This window comes from Vibrio sp. 10N.261.46.A3, from assembly GCF_041472995.1.
Lineage (GTDB): Bacteria > Pseudomonadota > Gammaproteobacteria > Enterobacterales > Vibrionaceae > Vibrio > Vibrio coralliirubri.
Window position 1 is genome coordinate 28,474 of sequence record NZ_JBFRRH010000122.1, and the last position, 22,946, is coordinate 51,419.

19 protein-coding genes are annotated in these 22,946 nt (G+C 45.7%); 6 read left to right on the forward strand and 13 right to left on the reverse strand.

Going from position 1 to position 22,946, the window contains the following annotated elements; genetic code table 11:
- The first annotated feature begins 33 nt into the window (after window positions 1–33).
- Window positions 34–864, forward strand: coding sequence for an ammonia-dependent NAD(+) synthetase (nadE, locus tag AB4484_RS23865; RefSeq protein ID WP_050650923.1), 831 nt, complete (start codon window positions 34–36; stop codon window positions 862–864).
- A 99-nt stretch (window positions 865–963) separates the two neighbouring features.
- Here the strand turns inward: nadE and AB4484_RS23870 are convergent, their stop codons facing one another.
- Complete coding sequence (locus tag AB4484_RS23870) at window positions 964–2,820, reverse strand: MOSC N-terminal beta barrel domain-containing protein (RefSeq protein WP_372080670.1); 1,857 nt, start codon at window positions 2,818–2,820, stop codon at window positions 964–966.
- A gap of 218 nt (window positions 2,821–3,038) precedes the next feature.
- Between AB4484_RS23870 and AB4484_RS23875 the strand changes: the two genes are divergently transcribed.
- Both AB4484_RS23875 and pyrC read left to right on the forward strand, forming a co-directional pair.
- Entirely contained in the window at window positions 3,039–3,197 is a 159-nt protein-coding gene (locus AB4484_RS23875; protein ID WP_008215717.1) for a YqaE/Pmp3 family membrane protein, read from the forward strand.
- 192 nt (window positions 3,198–3,389) lie between these two features.
- Window positions 3,390–4,418, forward strand: a complete 1,029-nt coding sequence (pyrC, locus tag AB4484_RS23880; protein WP_372080672.1) for a dihydroorotase — start codon at window positions 3,390–3,392, stop codon at window positions 4,416–4,418.
- A 153-nt stretch (window positions 4,419–4,571) separates the two neighbouring features.
- Here pyrC and AB4484_RS23885 read toward each other — a convergent pair whose 3' ends face one another.
- Window positions 4,572–5,477 (reverse strand): DUF808 domain-containing protein, encoded by a 906-nt coding sequence (locus tag AB4484_RS23885; RefSeq protein ID WP_372080674.1) that lies wholly within the window; start codon window positions 5,475–5,477, stop codon window positions 4,572–4,574.
- A gap of 174 nt (window positions 5,478–5,651) precedes the next feature.
- Here AB4484_RS23885 and AB4484_RS23890 point away from each other — a divergent pair, with 174 nt between their 5' ends.
- Window positions 5,652–6,578, forward strand: a complete 927-nt coding sequence (locus AB4484_RS23890; RefSeq protein WP_372080676.1) for a M14 family metallocarboxypeptidase — start codon at window positions 5,652–5,654, stop codon at window positions 6,576–6,578.
- Between the two features lie 209 nt (window positions 6,579–6,787).
- Here AB4484_RS23890 and AB4484_RS23895 read toward each other — a convergent pair whose 3' ends face one another.
- From AB4484_RS23895 to xsc, 10 genes are all read right to left on the reverse strand, one after another.
- Window positions 6,788–8,395, reverse strand: coding sequence for a BCCT family transporter (locus tag AB4484_RS23895; protein WP_048610685.1), 1,608 nt, complete (start codon window positions 8,393–8,395; stop codon window positions 6,788–6,790).
- Between the two features lie 486 nt (window positions 8,396–8,881).
- Window positions 8,882–9,454, reverse strand: a complete 573-nt coding sequence (locus tag AB4484_RS23900) for a malate synthase (protein ID WP_017064292.1) — start codon at window positions 9,452–9,454, stop codon at window positions 8,882–8,884.
- Between the two features lie 236 nt (window positions 9,455–9,690).
- The gene (locus AB4484_RS23905; protein ID WP_050652791.1) at window positions 9,691–10,611 is read right to left on the reverse strand and encodes a cache domain-containing protein; all 921 of its coding nucleotides are present in this window, start codon (window positions 10,609–10,611) and stop codon (window positions 9,691–9,693) included.
- An 11-nt stretch (window positions 10,612–10,622) separates the two neighbouring features.
- Window positions 10,623–11,963, reverse strand: coding sequence for a TRAP transporter large permease (locus tag AB4484_RS23910; protein WP_017064290.1), 1,341 nt, complete (start codon window positions 11,961–11,963; stop codon window positions 10,623–10,625).
- A gap of 37 nt (window positions 11,964–12,000) precedes the next feature.
- Window positions 12,001–12,543: a TRAP transporter small permease gene (locus AB4484_RS23915; RefSeq protein ID WP_017097758.1), complete on the reverse strand. Its 543-nt coding sequence runs from the start codon at window positions 12,541–12,543 to the stop codon at window positions 12,001–12,003.
- 164 nt (window positions 12,544–12,707) lie between these two features.
- The gene (locus tag AB4484_RS23920; protein WP_048610683.1) at window positions 12,708–13,709 is read right to left on the reverse strand and encodes a TRAP transporter substrate-binding protein; all 1,002 of its coding nucleotides are present in this window, start codon (window positions 13,707–13,709) and stop codon (window positions 12,708–12,710) included.
- Window positions 13,710–13,829: 120 nt separating this feature from the next.
- Window positions 13,830–15,296: an NAD(P)/FAD-dependent oxidoreductase gene (locus tag AB4484_RS23925; protein WP_372080679.1), complete on the reverse strand. Its 1,467-nt coding sequence runs from the start codon at window positions 15,294–15,296 to the stop codon at window positions 13,830–13,832.
- A gap of 48 nt (window positions 15,297–15,344) precedes the next feature.
- Window positions 15,345–15,782, reverse strand: coding sequence for a nuclear transport factor 2 family protein (locus AB4484_RS23930; protein WP_050643310.1), 438 nt, complete (start codon window positions 15,780–15,782; stop codon window positions 15,345–15,347).
- Window positions 15,783–16,047: 265 nt separating this feature from the next.
- Window positions 16,048–16,863, reverse strand: coding sequence for an FRG domain-containing protein (locus AB4484_RS23935; protein ID WP_372080681.1), 816 nt, complete (start codon window positions 16,861–16,863; stop codon window positions 16,048–16,050).
- Window positions 16,864–17,263: 400 nt separating this feature from the next.
- Window positions 17,264–19,075 carry a sulfoacetaldehyde acetyltransferase gene (xsc, locus tag AB4484_RS23940; RefSeq protein WP_017057935.1) on the reverse strand — a complete coding sequence of 604 codons (1,812 nt, stop codon included), beginning with the start codon at window positions 19,073–19,075 and terminating at the stop codon, window positions 17,264–17,266.
- Between the two features lie 262 nt (window positions 19,076–19,337).
- Between xsc and AB4484_RS23945 the strand changes: the two genes are divergently transcribed.
- Window positions 19,338–20,321, forward strand: a complete 984-nt coding sequence (locus AB4484_RS23945; protein WP_372080683.1) for an AAA family ATPase — start codon at window positions 19,338–19,340, stop codon at window positions 20,319–20,321.
- 3 nt (window positions 20,322–20,324) lie between these two features.
- Window positions 20,325–22,043 carry a cobaltochelatase CobT-related protein gene (locus tag AB4484_RS23950; protein WP_372080685.1) on the forward strand — a complete coding sequence of 573 codons (1,719 nt, stop codon included), beginning with the start codon at window positions 20,325–20,327 and terminating at the stop codon, window positions 22,041–22,043.
- 84 nt (window positions 22,044–22,127) lie between these two features.
- Here the strand turns inward: AB4484_RS23950 and AB4484_RS23955 are convergent, their stop codons facing one another.
- A complete protein-coding gene (locus AB4484_RS23955) occupies window positions 22,128–22,892 on the reverse strand; it encodes a TSUP family transporter (protein WP_372080687.1) in 765 nt (254 codons plus the stop codon).
- Window positions 22,893–22,946: the final 54 nt, after the last annotated feature.

Here is a 22,946-nt window from a genome sequence, read left to right on the forward strand (position 1 = left end):
GATTTTTAATTTGCTTGCAGGAAAGGAATACGAATGGAACAGTTAATTCGTGACGAAATGCGCGTACTACCTTCAATTGACCCTCACTTCGAAGTGACTCGTCGTGTGGACTTTATTAAAACGAAACTTCAGCAGTCAGGCTGCAAGTCTCTGATCCTTGGTATCAGTGGCGGTGTGGATTCGACAACTTGTGGCCGTTTAGCACAAATGGCCGTTGATAGCCTAAATGAAAACGCTGGTAGCAACGACTACCAATTCATCGCGGTTCGCCTGCCTTACGGTGAACAAAAAGATGAAGACGAAGCGCAACTTGCGCTGTCTTTCATTCAGCCTTCTCAATCTGTTTCTGTAAACATTAAAGCGGGTGTTGATGGGCTTCACGCTGCATCTCACGTTGCTCTAGAAGGCACTGGCCTGCTACCAACAGATTCAGCAAAAATCGACTTTGTGAAAGGCAATGTGAAAGCTCGCGCTCGCATGATCGCACAATACGAAATTGCAGGTTACGTTGGCGGTCTTGTAATCGGTACTGACCACTCAGCGGAAAACATTACTGGCTTCTACACCAAGCACGGTGACGGCGCATGTGATTTAGCACCTTTGTTCGGCCTGAACAAACGTCAAGTTCGTGAACTAGCAGCAACACTAGGCGCTCCAGAGCTACTGGTTAAGAAAGTACCAACTGCAGATCTAGAAGAGCTTGACCCACAAAAAGCCGATGAAGCAGCATTGAACCTTTCTTACGATCAGATCGATGATTTCCTTGAAGGCAAAGCCGTTTCTCAAGACGTATCCGATCGCTTAGTGAGCATCTACAAAGCAACACAGCACAAGCGTCAACCAATCCCAACGATCTACGATTAATTCGTTTTTGAATTAGTCTCAGAATCAAAAAGGCCGGAAGCTCATTAACGAACTTCCGGCATTTCTATTTAGTGCTTTTCCTTTTGACCGAACGCGTCGTTAATCAACAACTTCGATATCGGTTTGAGGCACACTGCAACACGCCAGTATCTGACCCAGATTGCGTTCATGCTCTTGCAATGCAGGCACATCCGGTTGGTGAACTTGCCCTGACTCAAGGGTCACTTTACAAGCACCACAGAAACCAGCACGGCAACTTGAAGCGATAGACACACCCGCAGACTCTGCTTGCTCTAGCAGGGTTGATTGGTTATTACCTTCAAACAGGTAGCCATTGACACTTAACTGCAGTTGCTTCACCGCCTCTTCGGTAGACTGAGCCACACCAAACGCTTCTTGGTGGTAATGCTGAGGATTAAGCCCCATTTGAATCAACAGTTTCTTGGCATTATCCATAAAGCCATCAGGGCCACACACGAATGCTTGACGCTTGTGCAACTCTTCAATTTTAGCGACATGAGACACACTCAAACGTCCTGATAAACCATCCCACTCTTTCGTTGGTTGGCTTAATGAGTAAATCACATGTAAGCCTGGATGTTCATTGGCAATTTGATCGATCTCTGCTTGATAAGGGATATCTTCTTCGCTGCTGCATTGATGATAGAAAACCACATCATCAATCTGGCCATGGTCGGCTAAATAACGAAGCATCGACAACATTGGCGTAATGCCGCTACCCGCAGACAAAAGCAGCAGTGGGTGCTTAGGGTTTTGTTCTAAATAGAAAGCGCCATCTGGGTTTTGAGCAACAAGCGTGTCACCGACTTGGAAGTGATCATTGAGCCAGTTTGAGATTTGACCATCGTCCACTCGCTTCACGGAAATAGCCAAACGACCTGCGCGTGAAGGACTAGAAGATAGCGTGTAACGACGAGACACTTTTTCGCCATTAATCACCATCTCAATCGGTAAATGTTGCCCCGGCTGATAGCTTGGTAATGAATGGTTCTCTTTCGCTGGCTCTAGCCAGAACGTCGTAAAGTCTCGAGCGATCTCTTCACGCTCGACGCAAGTTAAGTGCAGTGACTCAACCCAAGTATCTTCGTAGTGCTCTTTCTCTTTGGTTTCAAGTACCTCAACAACGTCACCCGCTTTCACCAGACCTTCATTTTTTGCCACTAGGTTCTGACCAAAGAAAACACCACCACGCTCGTTGGCTCTGAATGTAGAGAAGGTATTAAGAGGCTCTTTTGTCGCTCTGAATTCGCCGCTCTCAACATCGACTGTCGTCAGAATACAACGCTCACAAGGCTTCACCGCTTCGAATTCAACCTCACCAATTCGGATACGCTTCCAACCGTCTTCGGCAAAGGCTTCTGTATTTGAAACAACAAAGTTAGTGCGGAACTGATCCATTGAATGAACTTCAGGGCTGCGGCGATTAAGCTCATCGAGAGAGGCTTGGCTAATCACCAACATTGGATAGCCGTCAGCGAAACTGACATTCTGACCAAGCTTTTCTCGAACACGATTGGATTGCTCACCACAGAACAACAGTTCTACGCGAACACCAAGCACATCGCTGAACCAATCATCCGCCTCGTCGTTGGTGGTATACGCGGTGAAGCTGTCTTTCCACACTGTTGCAAGCGCTTCTTGCATCTTGAAGTTTGCATATTTCAGGCGCAGCGGTTCTTTACCTTCGTAAGTAAAAATCAAACCGTCTGGCTGGAAGCTTGAAGACACCTTGACCATTTTAGGGTACTTACGCGCCGTCACCATTGAGCCGTCAGCCAACGCCAACATAAAACGTCTGTCGAAGGTAAGGCCCTGTTTTTCGACCCAAGCAGAAGAGAGTGCAATCCCACCTACTGATTTAACCGGAAACACGTTGATTTGAGATAAGGAAGGAGCTTGCTCTGAAGCCTTTCGATCTATAGGTGACTGCGACATAACGATTCCAATGTTTTGTTGTTTGTCCCAATGCTAACAAATGGTTATAAATAGATAAACTGGCAGGCATTAAACACTTGATACTAAGCTAATATCTTGAGATGTTTAAATCACTGCCTTGTATACATTAAGACAGCAATGCATTAACACTCTCCATACGTTCTATAATGTGAACACGGTTATCGCATTGAACTTTCATTGAATAAAAAGGATTTATCATGAACAAACTCGTCATTATCATTTTATGTGTACTGCTTCCGCCTGTTGGTGTGTTCTTCGCTCGTGGTGCAGGTAAAGATCTGCTGATTAACATCGTCCTGACCTTCTTCTTCTGGGTGCCAGGGATGATCCACGGACTCTGGGTGGCGACTCGTTAACCCGTATCTAAAAATAAATACCGAATTAAAAACCCATAAAAACAAGCTCCTAGCCCTGAAGAGTTAAAAATAGGATGAAATCAAAGTGCTTTTCCACTATCATCCTGTCGCCTAAACGTAAGCGATTGCTTTCACAGATTTCGCCGAGTTTAGGCTCCAACTACATAACACTTCAAATGGTGGGAGCCTTCAATGACACAACTTACGATTACTCGTCCTGACGACTGGCACGTTCATCTACGCGATGGCGAAGTATTAAAAGATACAGTGCGCGATATCAGCCGCTACAATGGTCGAGCGTTAATCATGCCAAACACCATCCCACCGGTAACCGATACCGAAATGGCTTTAGCTTACCGTGAACGCATCATGGCAGAGCAGCCAAGCGAGCAATTCCAGCCTCTAATGGCACTTTACCTGACAGACAACACAACACCTGAAGAAATTCGCAAAGCGAAAGATTCTGGTGCAGTAGTGGCAGCAAAGCTTTACCCAGCAGGCGCGACGACTAACTCTGATTCAGGTGTAACGTCAGCACAAAAGATTTACCACGTATTAGAAGCAATGCAAGAAGTGGATATGTTGCTACTGGTTCACGGTGAAGTAACCACTCACGATGTTGATATCTTCGACCGTGAGAAGCAGTTCCTAGACACAGTGCTAGCGCCGATTGTGAACGACTTCCCTAACCTAAAGATTGTTCTTGAGCACATCACAACTGCTGATGCAGCAAACTTCGTTAAAAACGCGAACGACAACGTAGCAGCAACCATCACCGCTCACCACCTGCTTTACAACCGCAACCACATGTTGGTTGGCGGCATTAAGCCACACTTCTACTGCCTTCCTATTCTGAAGCGCAACACGCACCAATTAGCGCTTATCGAAGCTGCAACAAGCGGCAGCAAAAAGTTCTTCTTGGGTACAGACTCTGCACCACACGCAAAAGGCGCAAAAGAGTCAGCATGTGGTTGTGCGGGGTCTTACACAGCGCACGCTGCCGTTGAACTGTACGCAGAAGTGTTCGACTTAGAAGGTAAGATTGAGAACCTAGAAGCTTTCGCGAGCCACAACGGCCCTGACTTCTACGGTATTCCACGTAACACGGACACCATTACTCTTGTTAAAGAAGAGTGGAACGTTGCTGAAACTATGCCTTTCGGTTCAGACATCGTTGTGCCAATCCGTGGCGGAGAGACGATTGCTTGGTCTGTAAAGTAAACGCTTGGTCGGTAAATAAGCGCTTATATTGAAAAATAAGAGCGTGGTGTTAATTAAACACGACCCATTAGATTAAAAGGGGCACCATAATGATTATGGTGCCCCTTTTTCGTTTCGCGGAGATATGGTTTTATTAAGACCAATAATGCGCGATTACTTACCGCGAATTTTTCCAATCACCGTCCAAACAGCAACAACGATCAGCCCAGCTAAGACACCAATAACACCGTTCAACAACGTTGGAACAACCGCTGTCGCTATCGTATGTCCACGAAAGTCCATAATAATCGGCTCAATTAAATGATGAATCGCAGGAACGTTGTGCACCACAATGCCGCCGCCAACCAAAAACATCGCGGCGGTGCCGACCACAGCAAGCGTCTTCATTAACTTGGGAGCAAACGCGACTAGCCCATTACCCAATTGGGTTTTAATGGTACTGCCATTCGATGTTCGCTGCAGATAAAAGCCTAAATCGTCTAACTTAACGATCCCTGCCACTAAGCCATAAACACCAATCGTCATCACAACCGCAATCAAACTCACGACAAGAATCTGAGTAAGGATACTTGTACCTGTCACGGTGCCCAGTGCTATCACGATGATTTCCGCGGATAATATGAAATCGGTACGAATCGCGCCTGCGACCTTTCTCTTCTCATATTCCTCTATGGATTCTCCAGTACTTGTGTCCTCTCCCTTTTCAGCCTCTTGATGAGCATGAGGAAACAGCTTCTCTAAGATTTTCTCGGCACCTTCAAAACAAAGAAACAAGCCACCAATCAAAAGCAAAGGCATGATCAGCCAAGGAATAAAGGCACTGATCAATAATGCCGCGGGCACCAAAATCAGCTTGTTTTTAAATGAGCCTTTGGCAACCGCCCATACCACTGGGATCTCTCGTTCAGCAGAAACACCGGATACCTGCTGAGCGTTCAGCGCTAAGTCATCCCCCAACACACCAGCGGTTTTTTTCGCTGCGACCTTGGACATCAGTGCGACATCATCCAACACGGTTGCAATGTCATCCAGTAGCGTTAATAAACTTGCTCCAGCCATTTTATGGTCTCTTTTAAGGGATTAAACAATTGATAAAATGTAACACCATCAATCCAGTCATCAAAGTTATGAGTCTGTAAAAAATAGAGTCACAAGTTGTGTTTTCTATTGCCGTCTCAGCTAGACAGGACTAGTCTGTCTTCATCTTTCGCGAACATAAAAGAAGAAGTATAGATGAAAAGTGAATACTCCTACCCAATCGGTAAGCCAGGACAAAAATGGCAAGAAGCAGAACGTCAAGCATGGTTCGCTCAAAGAACCGTTAAGCGTGAATACCAGCAAGAAGTCGTACCAAAAATCCAAGCATTGGCAGACCGCTTTGACATCGAGCAATACGGCGCATTGAGTTACGATGAAGCTCGTTTCCCGCTTTTTGCAATCAAAAGCAAAAACTGGGATGCATCAAAACCGACGATCCTTGTAACAGGTGGTGTTCACGGTTACGAAACCAGTGGTGTGCATGGCGCGATCAAATTCGCCGCAACTCAAGCAGAACAATACTCAGCGCACTTCAACATTGTTGTTGCACCTTGTGTGAGTCCTTGGGGTTACGAAGTGATCAACCGTTGGAACCCAAATGCTGTCGATCCAAACCGCTCTTTCTACGACGGTACGCCAGCAGAAGAATCCGCAAACCTACGTGCATTAGTCGCTTCTTTACCAGAAATCTTAGTTCACGTTGATCTACATGAAACGACAGATTCTGATGAGACAGAATTCCGCCCGGCACTTGCTGCTCGTGATGGCATTGAGTACATCGAAGGTATGATTCCAGACGGTTTCTACACGGTTGGCGATACAGAAAATCCACAGCCGGAATTCCAAGCGGCGGTAATTGCTTCAGTAGAAAAAGTAACGCACATTGCGCCAGCAGATGCAGACGGCAAGATCATTGGTTCTGAAGTTACCCAACATGGTGTGATTAACTACCCAATGAAGAAGCTTGGCTTATGTGGCGGTGTGACTGATTGTAAGTACGGTACAACCACAGAGGTTTACCCGGACAGCGACAAAGTGACAGACGAAGAGTGTAATGACGCTCAGGTTGCTGCGGTAGTCGGTGCTTTGGATTATGTAATTCAACACGAACTAAACGCGTAAGCTAGTACCTAGAACTAAGCCCTAAAACTAAAAAAGAGCCACAAGTGACGATTCGCTTGTGGCTCTTTTTTTGTCTCTTTCTCTTACCTGTCATTTCTTCTCAAGCATAAAAAAGCTCCCTTACACATGGTGCAAGAGAGCTTTGAAATAACGCTTCATCTGAAATAAGTCGTTAATTACCTAATGACTTACTCAGCGGCTTAGTGACTTTATTTTGCTGTTTCACTAACGCTTGTTTGCCCTTTGTCTACTTCAGTCAGCAGACCTTTCAACAAGCTGAAACAACCAATCAGAAGAATGATCGTAAACGGCAGTGCAGCAATGATCGTGATCGATTGCAGTGCTTGGATAGATTGAGTACCACCAATCCACAACATCACCATTGCGATAGCGCCTGAGATAACCGCCCACACCACTTTCTGTTTAACAGGGACTTCAAGCTTACCACCCGCCGTCATGCCATCGATAACGATAGAACCTGAATCTAGCGTAGTCACGAAGAATACGATGATCAGCGCTACAGCGATAACAGATAGAATGCTACCAAACGGGTAAGCATCTAGCATGTAGAACAAGCTTAGAGATACGTCTGTGATGCCTTGGTCGAGGCCAAGTTGCCCCACATGACTGATCACTTGCTCGATAGCCACGCCACCAAAGATAGACATCCAAGCAGACGTTACCAGTGTTGGGATAATCAATACGCAAAGTAGGAATTCACGAACCGTACGGCCCTTAGAAATACGCGCTACGAACATACCGAAGAATGGTGCATACGCAACCCACCATGCCCAGTAGAACACTGTCCAGCCATGCAGCCATGTTGTGTCTTCACGGCCAGAGCTTTGGCTCAGTGCAATGATGTTTTTCGCATACCCCGTCACAGCAGTCGCGACAGAATCAAGCACAGTTGTGAAGTTCAGAACAGCGATCAGACCAAGGAATACAAACGCAATAACCATGTTCAGGTTACTTAGGAATTTAACACCACCGTCCATACCACGTAGTACAGAGATGATCGCTAAGCCCATGATCAGAACGATGATAGATTGCTGAAGGAAGATGTTGTTATCCAAGCCAAACACGTGGCTGATACCACTTGCTGCTTGTGTACCACCTAAACCTAGTGAAGTCGCAAGACCAAACAGAGTAACCAGTACCGTTAGTACATCGATCACATCACCCGTTTTGCCCCATACTCGCTCACCCAAAATTGGGTAGAACACAGAACGCATTGATAGCGGTAAGCCTTTGTTGTAAACAAAATACGCAAGGCAAAGTGCCGTCATGCCATAGATAGCCCAAGCATGGAAGCCCCAGTGGAATACGGTCGCACCAAGTGCCAGTTCACGGCCAGCTGCTGTGAAAGGTTCTGCATCGAGTGGCGTTCCGAACCAGTTCGAGAAGAACGCGGTTGGCTCTGCAACACCCCAGAAAATAAGTCCAATACCCATACCTGCTGCGAATAACATCGCAATCCAAGATGACATTGAATAGTCCGCAGTCGCGTCTTCGCCACCTAAGCGAACTTTACCCAAAGGTGAGAATGCAAGAATAACGGCAAAAACTAACATGATGTTGGCTCCCCACATAAAGAGGAAGTCAAACTTTGATAAAACAGCACCCTTGATAGAATCAATCGCAGCTTTGGCATCTGCAGGAGGAAGAGCAAGAAGAGTGATGATGAAGAGAAGAGATAAGCCTACTGAGGCTACGAAGACTGTGTTATGGACATCCATGCCCCATTTACTGACGTTATCTTGACCAACTTGATAGTCAGTAGAATCAATACTGTATTTTTTTGATTTAAAACTCATAAATTATGATGTTCGCATATCCGAATCAACGAATATAAGGACGCTCTCCGTATCCAATTACTACTTGATTGGCTCGCCGAACCGCCTAAATAAAAGGCAATAAAAATCACAATAGTTAGTGATAAATGGACTTACTGGCTCAATCCCAAGGCGCACATTATAGCACAGCTCAAAGCATTTTGACTGAGTTTTAGCTCAATAGTCACCCAAACTACCGTTGATAGTGATAGTTAACCCAATAAAAACAGAATAAAATAAAAGAATAAAAACCTTCAAATACAACAATTTAAATTAAAATGACGCACCGTAAAATCACATCCAAACTTTTTGCAGATAATTTTAATAATCACCCAATTTACTTATAGCTCTAATAAAAAAGCCCCGCTATAGGGGCGGGGAAAGTTACCAAAGGTAAAAGAGAAATCAGTGCTCAAATGTCAGTGCTGCGTCTTACAGATCAGCACTGCACATTTCAAAGACAGTTCGTTAGATTGCGAAGCAAAAACCGAGGTTATAGTCTTCACCATTTTTCGCCGTGAACTCTTTGTCTTCACTTGATGCATTCGGGCGGCCACTTTCATCGCCTTTTACTAAGCTCACCCAGTGACGGATGCCAGAAGAACGGCTCGCCTCAGTTTGACCAAACGTAGTGCACGTCTCTAATTGGATATCTTGAATATCAACCAACTCCAGACGGCCTGTGCCTTTACGAGCGCCGATTGTCACTTCAACGTGCGTACCGCTTTCATCACGGAATAGGATTGCTGAAGGCTTAGATTTATCACCTGTGTAAGCCACAAAGTGTTTAGCGCGTTTCAGTCCAGTATGTTCGCCATTCTTGAAGTAAACCTGAACGTGTCGGTAATCGATCTCGTAGCTCACTACATCTTCATGTGAACCCGTCTCTAGAGGAAATAGAGTATCAAGCAACTGTTTCGCCATTTTTTGTTTTTCGAGTTGCTTGTCTGCTTTCACCATTTCGACGGCAAAGACAGCTTCAGCAATAAATGTTGAATGGTTTCTGTGAAGTTCTGTTTTGTCTAGTGTCAGCATATTCATAGTCTATCCCTCGTACGGCTTTAAATTTCATTTAGGTCAAACATCCCAATAGACCCTTTTCAAAATTGTTCTTTACTGTGTGGTTTCCATGTTTTTCATACTACTGTTATTTTTGAAACAATTTCACAACAAAAATTACACAGTGTGAATTTTACTAAATTGCTTTTTTACACAAACCGGCATTTCGAGCCCTCAGCCCTTTATTTAACTGGGTTGAGGGTTCCGTAGAAACGCGTTTACGTGTTGTTTGAATTTGTGTAATAACCTACCCCAACCAACTTATTGTCGATAACTCGATAGTAAGTGTGCTTAGTTTCCACTTTGCTCGACAGCGGGTTTAACCATCGATAGGTGTAAACGCCACGACCATTTTCTTTGGCTAGGTTTAACATCTCAGTGAGAATCGGCTTATCGTCAGGACTTAGAATTTCGTTGTGTGAACGCCCAACAAGCTCAGGAGACACGCCATGTGCGAGCAGCTTTCCTGAACTCATATCCATCACAAACACATACAGGTCCCCTTCTACAAAACTGCCTTCGGTATCATTAAATTCAGTAATGCTGTCTTGCTCAGATTCCACTATCGCGGTCATGGCTCTCGCCAATAACCGCTTAGCTTCTGCAGCACTGGAACGTTCTGGGTAATACCCCACGGCCACGATTACATCGCCGACACGCTCGAAGAAGGTGGTTTTAGGTTCGCCCATTCGGTCAGTCGGATTGGTCCAGTGATACTTCACCTGACCAAAACCCTTGTGTACCGCTTTGGTGATCATTTCACGGAAAAAAGGATTGCCGTAAACGTCTTGGGTATCCAAAACGCTGTCGCCCACCAGCACCATAGAAGAGCCGCCACTGGCAAGGAATTGGCCATCAATACCAAGAGCAAATACATAGAGCTCACCGTCTATATATTCGGCATCACTCATGAAGTCTTTCACGCTGTCGTCACCTTCTTTTTGAACGTGCACCACCGCTTTCGCCAACAAGGTTTTGGCTCTCCTTTCAGCGTCACTGACCACATGTGGCTCAGAGATATCGAGCACATTGACTGGCTTAATCTCTTTCTCGACTTCTGAATGCTCTGCACGCAATCCAATGCCGCTGACCACAGCAAACAAGGCGCAGCCAATAAGGATTATTCTGGATAGATTCATCGTTGTGTCTCCTAATAGCCGACTAAGGACGGTAGCCAAAGCGTGATTTGTGGGAAGAAAGCGATAACGAAAACGCCTACGACAGATGCAAGTACAAAGGGATGGATCTTCGCGGTGATCTGCTCGACCGTAGAGCCACCAATCCCCGAGGCGACAAAGATATTTTCACCGAGTGGAGGCGTAGCAAAACCTATCGAGAGCGTACACACCACCACGATACCAACGTGAGTAGGATCGGCGCCCAGCATGTACATGATTGGCAGCAGAACAGGCACAATGATCATGATCGCCGCCAAGGTTTCCATGAACATGCCGATGAACAGCAGCAAGGTGATCGTTAGTGCCCACACCATGTACATGTTGTCGGTGAAACTGAGTAGCGATTCCGCCACAACAACTGGGATTTTTTGCTCAATCAACAAGCGTCCGAACACAGTGGCAGCAAAGAGGATTAACAATACGCGTCCGGTGATCCATGTGGTGGTCGACAAAGATTTCATCACGCTTTTGAACGACAACTCTCGGTGAATAAACACACCCACAAATAGTGAATAAAAAATCGCCACAACCGCAGACTCTGTTGGTGTGAACATACCGCTGTAGATACCACCAAGAATCAGGAATGGCGCTAATATCGACCATAAACCGCGACGCAAGTAATGCCTTACATCACCAAACGACCATGTTTCGGTTAACCCTTTATAGCCTTCACGCTTAGCAATAAAATAGTTAGTGACCACTAGCGTCGACGCCATAATGAAACCCGGCACAACCCCAGCAACAAACAGTTTTGGAATAGACAAAGAAGCAAACTGGCCATGCTGAGCAATAGCTTCTGGCGGTGCCATTAATCCCATCGCAGAAATGCCAAAGATAACCAAAGGAATGGAGGGAGGAATGATGATGCCCAAGCCACCTGATGCGGCCGTTACTGCCGACGCGTAGCTCTTATCGTAGTCACGCTTAACCATCGCGGGCACCATCAACATGCCTACCGCTGCGGTTGTTGCAGGGCCTGAACCCGAGATAGCGCCAAAGAAAAGACACGCCATTACCGTTGCTGCGCCAAGGCCGCCTGTTACGGGCCCAGCTAAGCTTTCGGCGATATCCACCAAACGTTTGGAGATCCCCGCCGCCTCCATTAACGCGCCAGCAAGAACAAAAGCTGGCAGCGCCATTAATGGAAAGTTACCCACCGAAGTAAACGCAATTTGTACCAGTGCGATGGGATTTTTGTCGAGCAACATATAGGCCGCCATTGAAGCGCCGGCCAGTGATACTGTGATTGGTGCACCTAGAATTAACAGGGTTAAGAAGCCACCAAATAAAATTAGAGTTAAATAGGATTCCATTATTACATCTCTCTATTACGACTATTCTCTGTGATGACTACTGCGCTGACTTTTGTGCCGTCATTTTTCGCAGTTCTTTGACTTCTGGATCTTCGTTGGTTGCGCCTTTGAATAAACGCTCGTAGTTGTTCCAGATAATTCGAATCATCATTAGGGAAAACGCGATAGGTAAAATCATGTAGAAATACTTCATCGGGATGCCTGTGGTTTGAGATTTCCAAAACAGGTTCATTTTGTTAAACACGAAGTCGTAACTGAGGTAAACAAAGTAACCGTTGAAGCAGAGCCATAAGAAGTCAGCGATGGTTTCGCTAACGGTTTGCACGATTGGCGGAAAGAATTTGAAGTGAAAGCTCACTCGGTTATGAGCCGACATTTTGGCTGCCACAACAGCTCCCAAGTAAGCAAACCAAACGAACATGTAAGTGGCTACTTCATCACCCCAAGGTATGGAGTAATCAAAGAACTGACGAGTAATGATTTGTGTGAACAGCAATAGGACAAAGCTTGCGAGCAGCAGACAACAGGTATATTCCTCAATGTTGTTTAGGTGCTTTTTTATTGTTTTAGCGACTGACATATAACCTCCAATGTTGATTTCCACATGACAACCAGTCGCTCACGGTCCTAAAAAGATCAGGTACAGAACAGCTCAACGAGTACAGCCATGTAAATGCCCTATCTCACTGTTCTATCGCTAGGTGATTAGGTAGCGGAGAACAGCAGATAGGGCGAATCTAATCGTTACTTTCTACCTAGTAACTCAAGAACGTCGTCTAGCTTGTCTTTGCCTCCAATGCTTGAGTAAAACTTAGGCCAAACTGACTTAGTCACCTTGTTGATCCACTCTTGTTCGTTGTCTGCTGGGTCGGTGAATACCATGCCTTTTGCTTGTAGCTCTTCACGGATTTTATTTTCCGTATTTTCTAGATAAGCAAAGCTGTGTTCTGTCGCTTCCTGACCCGCTTCAAGAATGATTTTTTGCATCTCTGGAGTCTGTTGTTGGAAGACCGTTTCACTGACGATTAGCGGCTCAAGCGAGAAGATGTAGCGAATGTTGGTCACGTACTTTTGTACTTCATTGAACTTCATCGCATGCACAGTGATGTAAGGGTTATCTTGACCATCAACCACGCCTTGTTGCAGGCCGGTAAAGGTCTCAGACCATGCCATTGGTGTTGGGTTTACACCCCATGCTTGGTAAGAAGCAATCATGATTTCGTTACGAGGAACACGAATCACCAGTCCTTTAAGATCTTCTGGCGAAGCGACTGGCTTTTTCGAGTTAGTCAAAACCCTAAAGCCTGAATAAGCCCAACCAACGATGCGAACGCCAGCATCACGTATCGTGTTATCGACGAGGTCTTGGCCGACTTGGCCTTGAGTCAGTAGAACCGCTTCTTCTGCGCTTTGAATCACGTAAGGCATGGTCAATAGACCAACAGTTGGAGAGAAAGGGGTTACGTTGTTGATCGCCAGTACAGAGAAGTCGAGAAGACCGATTGCCGCATCGTTGACGGTGTCTTGCTCATTGCCTAATTGACCATTCGGGAACAGATCGATTTTTACTTTACCGTCTGTTTTTTGCTCCATCAGTTCAGAAAACGATGTCGCCAATTCCCACTGCGTACCACCAGCAGCATCGCCGATAGCCATTTTAAAATTCGCTGCTGCCGCGGTATGAGATAACACCGCTGTTGCTACAATTGTGACACCAGCAATAATTTTATTTTTAATAAATTTCATAGTCTTAACCTTTCCTATCGTACAGACTTCCTGCCTGTACTTTGCTCACAAGGTGACCTGGTACAACTTTCCTGGTCGTAGTTCTATTTCCCTATTTTGGAAACAATGTTCGAGTCGCGATTACAGCTTTTCATCCTTTAACGAATACCACTGATAAAGGAACCGCTGCCCCATTCTGCGAAACGGTGCAAACATCTCTGATTCCACCACTTCCCTCACGTTGGGGAACGGAAGTTTTGATTCAAATATTGGCAAGTCCAACTTGTGGCCTTCACCTGCGATCCACTGAGCGAGGCGCTTACCTGCTTGAGCGGAATACATCACGCCATTACCGCCATAGCCCAGCGCGTAGAAGATGGATTGCTTGGGATTCGGCTGATAGATTCTCGGCATCATGTCGTGGCTAACATCCACCCAGCCCCACCATGAGTAGTCGATTTTGATTTGATCGAGAGACGGGAATTTTCGAGTTAAATCCGCTCTCAACATGTCTTCGTATTTCTTTTCAGGTGCGTTCTTGCCACTGATGGCACTGCGCGTCCCAATCTGTACTCGGTTATCCGGTAACAGACGGTAGTAATGACGTAGGATTCGGGTATCTGTAATCACCTGATTGGTTTTGAAGTTACACGCGGCAATTTCGTCTTGAGTTAGCGGACGTGTCACCATCGAATTAGAAAGTACCGGCAACAAGCGATTCTTAAGCTCTGAATGCAAACCTTGGCTAGTGTATCCACCGGTACAAACCCCCACAGAACGTGCCTTCACAACGCCGCCGGGCGTTTTCAAGTAGTGCACACCGTTACGTGTTTCCCACCCCATTACAGGGCTTGCTGGATGCACTTTTACACCGAGTGCTCTCGCCTTTCTCAGATAGCCAAACGCCAGTTTCCCTGCATGAATACCAATCCCTTCTGGCTCATGCATTGCGCCTGCCGCTTCTTGGTCACCAACGTAATCTCGCTTTACGGTTTCCGCATCTAAGATCTGCGCATCGTAATCGAACGTGTCACGCAGCAACTTGGCTTCTTTCTCAAGTGTTGCCATCACTTTTGGACGGTGAGCGACATATAAGTGGCCGCCCGGTTGTGGGTCACAATCAATGTCTTTGATTAGAGACTTAAAGGTGTTCATGCCATCGACGCATTCGCGGTGCATTTTCAGCGCAGTTTCTAGTCCCCAGCGTTCAATCCACTGAGAGCGTTTTAAGCGTCCTGACGCACACTGAGCCTGACCACCATTTCGGGTACTGCAACCCCAACTCATACGGTTAGCTTCAATCACAGTCGCTTTAATGCCGTACATTTCAGCAAGGTGTATCGCGGTACTTAGGCCTGTGTAACCTGAACCGATTATCGCCACATCAACATCCATATCCGATGTAATTGGACCATCATCTTCAGGTGGCGCGCCTGCCGTATCTACCCAGTACGTTGGTGCGTATTCCTTACCGTGACCAGGGCTCTTGTCTTTAAGTGGATCGTATTTTGGATCGTATTTATCTCTTGCTTGGGTACTTTCTTTTGCTTGGGTGCTTTTCACCTTTGGCAGCACATCGGCTGCCGGTTGTTCCATTACTAAACTCATAATTCGACTCTCCTAGTCATAACACGTGAACGGGTTGTGGTTTCGTGTCTAGCTCTTGGGAGTATTGTTGGGAGTCAAAAGAGGTCGTGTTTTACGGAAGGCATTTTTTACGCTGATTTTTCCATCTTTCAGGGTAAACACGTCGACCATGCGAGCTTCGATGATGCTGCCATCAGGGTTAGTCGCAGAGAACGTCGATTCACTCACCGCACGGTCACCACACACAAAATGGACAGGGTCGCTCCAAGCTGCATCTGGAAAGTTCTGCCAAACCAATTCAAAGCTATTGCGAACGGCTTCGTACCCTTCAATAGTATTTCCAAGCAAGCCTTCTCCTGCCACGGTGTGGAAGACACAGTCTTCAGTCATAAACGACATCAGTGCTTCGATGTCGTGGTTATTCCACGCATCACTGAAAGACTGTAAAAAGGCGGTGTCGACTTGGTTTTCCAGCACGAATGTCGCTGCATTGGTTTGCATATTCATATTCCAGAATCCTTTATGTTTTCGTTATTGGTTTAAATTTCAGTGGCTTTGCGCCACTTTTTTATTAGAGTGTTTAAACTAGATCTGTGGAAATTTAACAACTTGATAACAAGCTTCGCCACTCTAACTTCGAGTTGCTTTATAAACAATCTCTAAGCTCACAGATTTCATCTTTTTATAAACTAATTAGTGTTCTAATTTTATTTACCAGAAAAACAACTACGTTAAGTCTAAAACTAATTTAAATTGATATAGATATTAGCCTTTAGTCGAAGTCAAAATCTTGATGGTACTTTCGGCCATACTGCTCAAGTTTACGGTTATGGGTATTCACTTGTAATTCAATATTACCCTCACCTTTATTAATAACTTGATTGTTATCTACATGGGCTTCATTTTTTATATCGGTTAGCTTCTCTTCGATATAATCAGTCGGTTCATTTAAAACATTCATGGATATTAACTCCTTTATCAGGTTTACTTTCGCTGACGGAAGAATATGAACGGATACTAGACCGTTTGAATATTCTTTCTCATCGTACAAAGACTGAATGGCATCATTACTGCCGTCCTTAAATGGATGAATGGAATACCACTTATCCGTTCGTTGCTCCTGCTTATCGCAGTCGGCTACTTTAAAGATCTGAGTTCTTTCAAGTTCATAGGGTGAGTTAAAAACACTAACCCTATGATAATTAATCGCTTTAACAATATTGATGCAGTCTTTACTTTGGCTATGGCACACAGACCACAACGCATTAATCAGGCTATCTGTCCATTCAAGTAACCGGGTTGGAAACCCCTGCTTCTTGGCTAAGCACATCAATAACCAATCGTTTATCTCGTGTGAACTCAGTGAATGCCCACCGTAAACTCTCACGGTTGAAAGCAACTCTTGTTCGACTCGGCGAATGTTTTTACGATTTGACCGGCCTAAGCTTGGCATCAGATTACGGTTGTCATAATCACACACGTTATAAATTAAACCACGCTCTCCACTACACCCCGTGATAAGTGAATCGATTATTTCATACAGCTCTTCGAGTGAGCTTATATAACATTTATTGTTCACAGCATGCATGTAATAGGTCACTTAATTTAAATTTATTACAATTAAAAATTAACTATCATGGTTAATCAGTATCGTTACGAATGATTTTAAAAATGACAATAGGTATATATCTTTATCAATGGCCATATATCCTCATCAATAACTAACAGTTATAAAACCATTAACTAAGGAGCAATTAGCTAAGGGTCGATTAATAAGGAACGACAAAGTTTATATAACTAAAACCACTTATATGTACAACAGTCATTTAATTCATGTTCTAACGTTTGACTAAGGATTATTGAAATACGGGTTGCCGGTATTCACTTAAGTACATTGCCAATACCCGTTAATATTGCCCGACCACATTCTCGATTGCACTTTCTCTAACACTCTCGAAAATACCGTGGCCGGACAAACTTTCTACGACTTATACGTAATCTTTGTATTTATCTAGGAAACGAACCGGTGTTGATAGCGCATCTCGGCGGAACGGGTCACCCAACTCCTGAGTACACATGATTTCAATGATGGTTGTTTTGCCTTCGTTCATCTGCATGTCGATGGCTTTTTGCAAGGTTGGACCTACATCTTCTAGCTTATCAACCGTGATACCTTCAGCGCCCATTGCTCGTGCGATTTCAGCAAAGCTTTGGTTATCTAGCTCACCGGCAACAAAGCGTCGGTTGTAGAAGTCGACTTGGTTCTTCTTCTCTGCACCCCATTGACGGTTGTGGAATACCACTGCTGTCACTGGAATGTTATGACGAACACATGTCATGGTTTCCATCAGGCTCATGCCCCACGCACCGTCGCCTGCATAAGAGATAGCTGGGCGATGAGGTGCTGCTGCTTTCGCGCCAATGATAGTTGGGAACGCGTAGCCACAGTTTCCGAAACTCATTGCCGCAAAGAAGCTACGTGGTTTTTCAAAGCGTAAGTAGCTGTTTGCCACCGAGTTGATATTACCGATATCGGTCGAGACCATTACGTCTTCAGGCATCGCTTTTTCTAGCTCACGCAATACTTGGCGCGGGTGTAGGTATTCACCACCAGAGAACGGAGTCTCATGTGAGTTTTCTTCAATCATATCCAAGCTGAAAGAGTCACGTTCGTGTGTCCACTCATCAAGCTCTTTTTCCCATAACGCTTTTTCTGTTGCGACGGTGTCTTGGCGAGCACCTTTATTGTCATCACACAACAATGCACGGCCTTCCAATCTTTCAGATAGAGCAACCGCAGCTGCTTTCGCATCACCACAGATACCAACTGAAATTTTCTTAACCAGACCTAGCATCTTGTTGTCGGCATCAATCTGAATGATTTTCGCGTTCTTCGGCCAGTAGTCCATACCATGTTGAGGCAACGTACCAAATGGACCAAGACGTGTACCCAAAGCGATAACCACATCCGCTTGAGCCATCAACTTCATTGCTGCTTTCGAACCTTGGTAGCCTAAAGGACCACACCATAATGGGTGACTAGCAGGGAACGAGTCATTGTGCAGGTAGCTGTTCACAACGGGTGCGCCCAGTCTTTCTGCCAGTGCCGCACACTCTTGAACGGCATCTGCCATAACCACGCCGCCACCAGAGATGATGACTGGGAATTTCGCTTCAGCAATCAGGTCTGCTGCTTCATTCAGAGATTTCTCGCCACCTGGACCACGATCTAAACGCGCGGGTTTAGGGATCTCAGTTTGAGTTTCACCGTAGAAATAGTCACGTGGAATATTCAGTTGAGTTGGACCCATTTCGCTCATTGCGCGGTCAAAGCATCGGCCTGTGTATTCCGCCATACGGTCTGGGTGCGTTACGTGTCCTTGATACTTAGTAAACTCTTGGAACATTGGAAGCTGGTTACACTCTTGGAAACCACCTAAGCCCATTGTTTTTGTACCTGTCTCAGGCGTCACAATTACGACTGGGCTATGTGCCCAGAACGCCGCTGCAATCGCAGTCACACAGTTACTGATACCCGGGCCATTCTGCCCGATAACTACACCGTGGCGACCCGATACACGAGAGTAACCATCTGCCATGTGGGCCGCGCCTTGCTCGTGTACTACTGGGACCAATCGAATGCCAGCAGGAGCAAAGATATCCATTGCGTCCATAAATGCTGACCCCATGATGCCGAACATGTCGGTAACATCATTAGCAACCATAGTTTCAACGAACGCTTCTGATGGTGTCATTGTTACTGTGCCGGAAACAACCGTACGTTTTTCTTGCTCGCTCATTCTTCCATTCTCCTTGAGTTAACCAAAATTTCATTTTTCGGAATGAATTGTCTCTTTTTCGAATTCAATTTCACCTTAGTAGTAGAATTTTTGCGCGTCAACTTTTTATATTAAATTGGAACAATTCATTCTAATTAATAAAACTGGATCACATTATTGGTAGTTTTTCGTACAAAAAGTGCCGTTAACTTAGGTTGAGCTGTTAATAATCGACGACATAGCGCAATAGCATCGACAAATAATGGGTTATATAGAGGGAAGAATGATGAAAGAGTCGGAATTGATACCAACGCGACAGGTAAGTGTGAGAGAGTGCTTTGGGATCGACAGCAACCTAACGGTGATGGCGTTTGAGCATGCGGGAGAGTATGTGCCAAAAATCGATCCTAACTACTGTTTTTATCCTGAAGTGACGCTGGCCATATTGGCGGGGTTCACTTCCAATCGTCGCACCTTGATACAAGGTACGCACGGGACGGGCAAGTCTTCTCACATTGAACAAATTGCCGCGAGATTGAACTGGCCATGCTTGAGGATCAACCTAGACGGGCACTTAAGTCGATTGGATTTCATTGGTAAAGACAGCATCGCCATTAAAGATGGAATGCAGGTGACAGAGTTTAAAGAAGGCATTCTTCCACAAAGCATTCAACAGCCCATCGCGCTGGTATTAGATGAATACGACGCTGGTCGCCCTGATGTGATGTTTGTGATTCAGCAGCTATTAGAGCAAGACGGGAAATACACCTCTTTAGAACAAAACCGAGTGATCACGCCTCACCCTTCTTTCCGCCTGTTTGCTACCTGCAACACACTTGGCTTGGGTAACTTTTCAGGTTTGTATTCGGGTACTCAAGTGCTTAACCACAGTCAGTTAGATAGATGGAACATCATCGCTACGCTCAACTATTTAGACCCACAACATGAAACCAAGATAGTGTTATCCAAACTTCCAGAGTTGAATAATGAAAGTGGCCAACAGTTAGTAGAGAAAATGATCGCAACCGCAGGATTCACACGCAATGGATTCAGGGCTGGTGACCTTTCGACTGTGATGTCTCCGCGAACAGTGCTCACTTGGGCTGAAAACATCCAAATATTCGACGATGTAGCGACGGCATTTAGGCTTTCATTCTTAAATCGCTGTGAAGACGAAGAGAAAGAACTGGTTAGCGAATACTATTTCCGTTGCTTTGGTGAAGCCTTGGAAGCGCATACTCAAAATTATTCGCACTCGGAGTCGTAAACTATGGCCAATGTTTCTTCTCAGCAGAAAAAGATCCTCGATATTGGTGTGTCTGTCGCCAGAGCAATCAGTGGTGAACTCGAGCTGAACTATCGGGGAGAACGTCTCTATAAAGGCAATAGCCCCTGTTATTACCAGTCTGCACACACCAACGATCTCACCTTTGTGTCTCGCCACGAGCTAAAAAATAGCAAGCTATCGATGCAGGGCAAGATCGATTCATCGGCACTGCGATTATTGCTTTCAGACGCTGATCTCCATTATTCATTGCGCCCTCAAAACGAAATAGAACGTCTGCTTTACGACTTCTGCGAACAGGTCCGAATTGAATCTCAAGTCCCGCCTTATCTAAAAGGCGTGACCACCAGTATCCAATTCAACTTTGCGTATTGGAGCAACCAATATCATCAGAATGGCTTTACTGAATCACGAATAGGCATGTTGCTGTTTACACTGATGCAGGTCATCCACACACGCTTAACTGGCGTTCCGGTGTCTGAACCCATTGCTGAAACCATCGAATCGACTCGCGCCGGCATCGTGCCTACTTTTGGGCACAGCCTAAAACGTTTAAAGCAACATCGAGCCGACCAACAACTGTTTGCACACTGCGCCAACGAGTTGGCAACCCTTGCACAAGAGCTCATCAACCAAGAGCAAGAGAGCGATAACTCGCCCACGCCAACCGTTGAAGAAGACATCAAGATCCTCGCGCAGCTTGCCTTGATTGTTGATGGTGACATTCAAGATGAAGACGTCGATACCGACATCACAGGCAGTAGCAAGGTATTCGAACTGTCGGGTGCCAATTATCAGGTCTTTAATTCAAAATTTGATCAAGTCATCGCGGCAGACAAACTCGTCAGGCGCGCCCTATTACTCGAACTGAGGCAGAAACTTACCGATGACATCATGGCGAGACAAGTCAACACTCGCCGTTTAGCCGCGATGCTCACTCGCTTTGTTGCCACGCCACAAACGAACCGACGTCAGGACCATTTAGAAGAAGGCATTGTTAACGCCACTACCATCACCAAGCTCATCACATCGCCATTAGATCGCACTGTCTTTTATCAACCAGACATTGGCGCATCTCATCAATGTGCCATCACATTTTTGATGGACTGCTCAGGCTCAATGCAAAAGCACAGTCACAAGTTAAGTTTGTTGATGGATACCATTCTCAAATCTGTTGGACTGGCCAACATCCCTTTCGAGATCATTGGCTTTACTACCAATAACTGGAACGGTGGCAAGGTCTATCGGCAGTGGCTTAAACAAGGCCAACCAAAGCACCCGGGCCGCTTAAACGAAGTTCGTCATATTGTATTCAAGGATTTTGATACGCATTGGAGACGCTCTCGCCTTGGCATTGCGAGTCTTCGTAAAGCCGACATCTTTAAAGAAGGGATTGATGGCGAAGCGGTGCAGTTCGCGAGCCATCGATTGCAGCAGCACACCGCCCAGCGAAAGGTTTTGATTGTGTTCTCAGACGGCTGCCCAATGGATACCGCCACCAGCACCGCCAACGATCAGTTCTATTTGGATAACCACCTCAAACAAGTGATTGAACGTGAGTCGACCAAAAACGGGATTGAGATTCATGGCGTGGGAATGGGAGTGGATTTGAGCCCATATTACCGCAACAACATTACCTTGGACGTACAAGAGAGCTGCTTGTTTGGGCTATCTAGGAGCATCTTTGAGATGCTAAAGCGCTGACGTGTCAGTGAGGAGGGTTTCATCAAGCATCAAACGAGAATCAAGCCCTCCTCCTTCAAAGGTGACTTTGATAAAGAAGACGTTCTAAGCTGCAAACAAAGACCATGCAGAGACAGCCATTAAATACCCACCAATCAACATCAGCACAATAAACACTAGCTTTCTGAGTTGATCATTGGATAACGGTGGTGGAAAACGTCGAGCAAACATCGTGACAAGCGCTACCAAGGGAACAGCGATCGCTGATAACCACAGCATGCTCTGTTCCATGTCGCCTGCAGCGTAGACATTGACCGTACGGGACATCGACGTACAAGCGAAAACCATCAGCAGTGTGCTTCGCACCAAATCGAGCGTAAAAGGTTGCCGATAAAGATGATAAACAATCGGTGGACCTGCCATCCCGAACAACCCTCCCGCTAACCCAGAGCTAAATCCTGAGACAAGGAAAGATACGGTTGCCGAACGGACCGTTCTGGTTTTAGGTTTAAACATAAAGCTCAAGCCTGCGAACAACACCATGGCACCCAATAGCCCTCGTAGGATTTGGGTTGCAGACTCGCTCAACTCATCCAGTAAGTACACGCCCATCGATACGCCGGGAATAATACCGATGACTAACACCACCAGAATCTTGAGCTCCCCAAGCAGTAGCTTACCCATCAACGCCACCAAGCAATTGAACAAGGTCACAATACTAACCACCGCGGCTATAACGGGTAGGGATACCAGATTAAGGCTGACCGTTAACCCAATCACGATGATACCGAGACCAAATCCAGTGACAGTTTGGAAATAGGTACCCACCGCAATCGTGGCAAGAATGGCGAGTAAAACAGGTAACTCCATTAGCTATCCTAATTAGGTTGTTTGGGGTAAATATGAGCGCATATCAGCGTTAGT

Coding starts and splice junctions, on each gene's coding strand:
- nadE (WP_050650923.1), top strand. CDS start 34: ATGGAACAGTTAATTCGTGACGAAATGCGCGTACTACCTTCAATTGAC.
- AB4484_RS23870 (WP_372080670.1), bottom strand. CDS start 2,820: ATGTCGCAGTCACCTATAGATCGAAAGGCTTCAGAGCAAGCTCCTTCC.
- AB4484_RS23875 (WP_008215717.1), top strand. CDS start 3,039: ATGAACAAACTCGTCATTATCATTTTATGTGTACTGCTTCCGCCTGTT.
- pyrC (WP_372080672.1), top strand. CDS start 3,390: ATGACACAACTTACGATTACTCGTCCTGACGACTGGCACGTTCATCTA.
- AB4484_RS23885 (WP_372080674.1), bottom strand. CDS start 5,477: ATGGCTGGAGCAAGTTTATTAACGCTACTGGATGACATTGCAACCGTG.
- AB4484_RS23890 (WP_372080676.1), top strand. CDS start 5,652: ATGAAAAGTGAATACTCCTACCCAATCGGTAAGCCAGGACAAAAATGG.
- AB4484_RS23895 (WP_048610685.1), bottom strand. CDS start 8,395: ATGAGTTTTAAATCAAAAAAATACAGTATTGATTCTACTGACTATCAA.
- AB4484_RS23900 (WP_017064292.1), bottom strand. CDS start 9,454: ATGAATATGCTGACACTAGACAAAACAGAACTTCACAGAAACCATTCA.
- AB4484_RS23905 (WP_050652791.1), bottom strand. CDS start 10,611: ATGAATCTATCCAGAATAATCCTTATTGGCTGCGCCTTGTTTGCTGTG.
- AB4484_RS23910 (WP_017064290.1), bottom strand. CDS start 11,963: ATGGAATCCTATTTAACTCTAATTTTATTTGGTGGCTTCTTAACCCTG.
- AB4484_RS23915 (WP_017097758.1), bottom strand. CDS start 12,543: ATGTCAGTCGCTAAAACAATAAAAAAGCACCTAAACAACATTGAGGAA.
- AB4484_RS23920 (WP_048610683.1), bottom strand. CDS start 13,709: ATGAAATTTATTAAAAATAAAATTATTGCTGGTGTCACAATTGTAGCA.
- AB4484_RS23925 (WP_372080679.1), bottom strand. CDS start 15,296: ATGAGTTTAGTAATGGAACAACCGGCAGCCGATGTGCTGCCAAAGGTG.
- AB4484_RS23930 (WP_050643310.1), bottom strand. CDS start 15,782: ATGAATATGCAAACCAATGCAGCGACATTCGTGCTGGAAAACCAAGTC.
- AB4484_RS23935 (WP_372080681.1), bottom strand. CDS start 16,863: ATGCATGCTGTGAACAATAAATGTTATATAAGCTCACTCGAAGAGCTG.
- xsc (WP_017057935.1), bottom strand. CDS start 19,075: ATGAGCGAGCAAGAAAAACGTACGGTTGTTTCCGGCACAGTAACAATG.
- AB4484_RS23945 (WP_372080683.1), top strand. CDS start 19,338: ATGATGAAAGAGTCGGAATTGATACCAACGCGACAGGTAAGTGTGAGA.
- AB4484_RS23950 (WP_372080685.1), top strand. CDS start 20,325: ATGGCCAATGTTTCTTCTCAGCAGAAAAAGATCCTCGATATTGGTGTG.
- AB4484_RS23955 (WP_372080687.1), bottom strand. CDS start 22,892: ATGGAGTTACCTGTTTTACTCGCCATTCTTGCCACGATTGCGGTGGGT.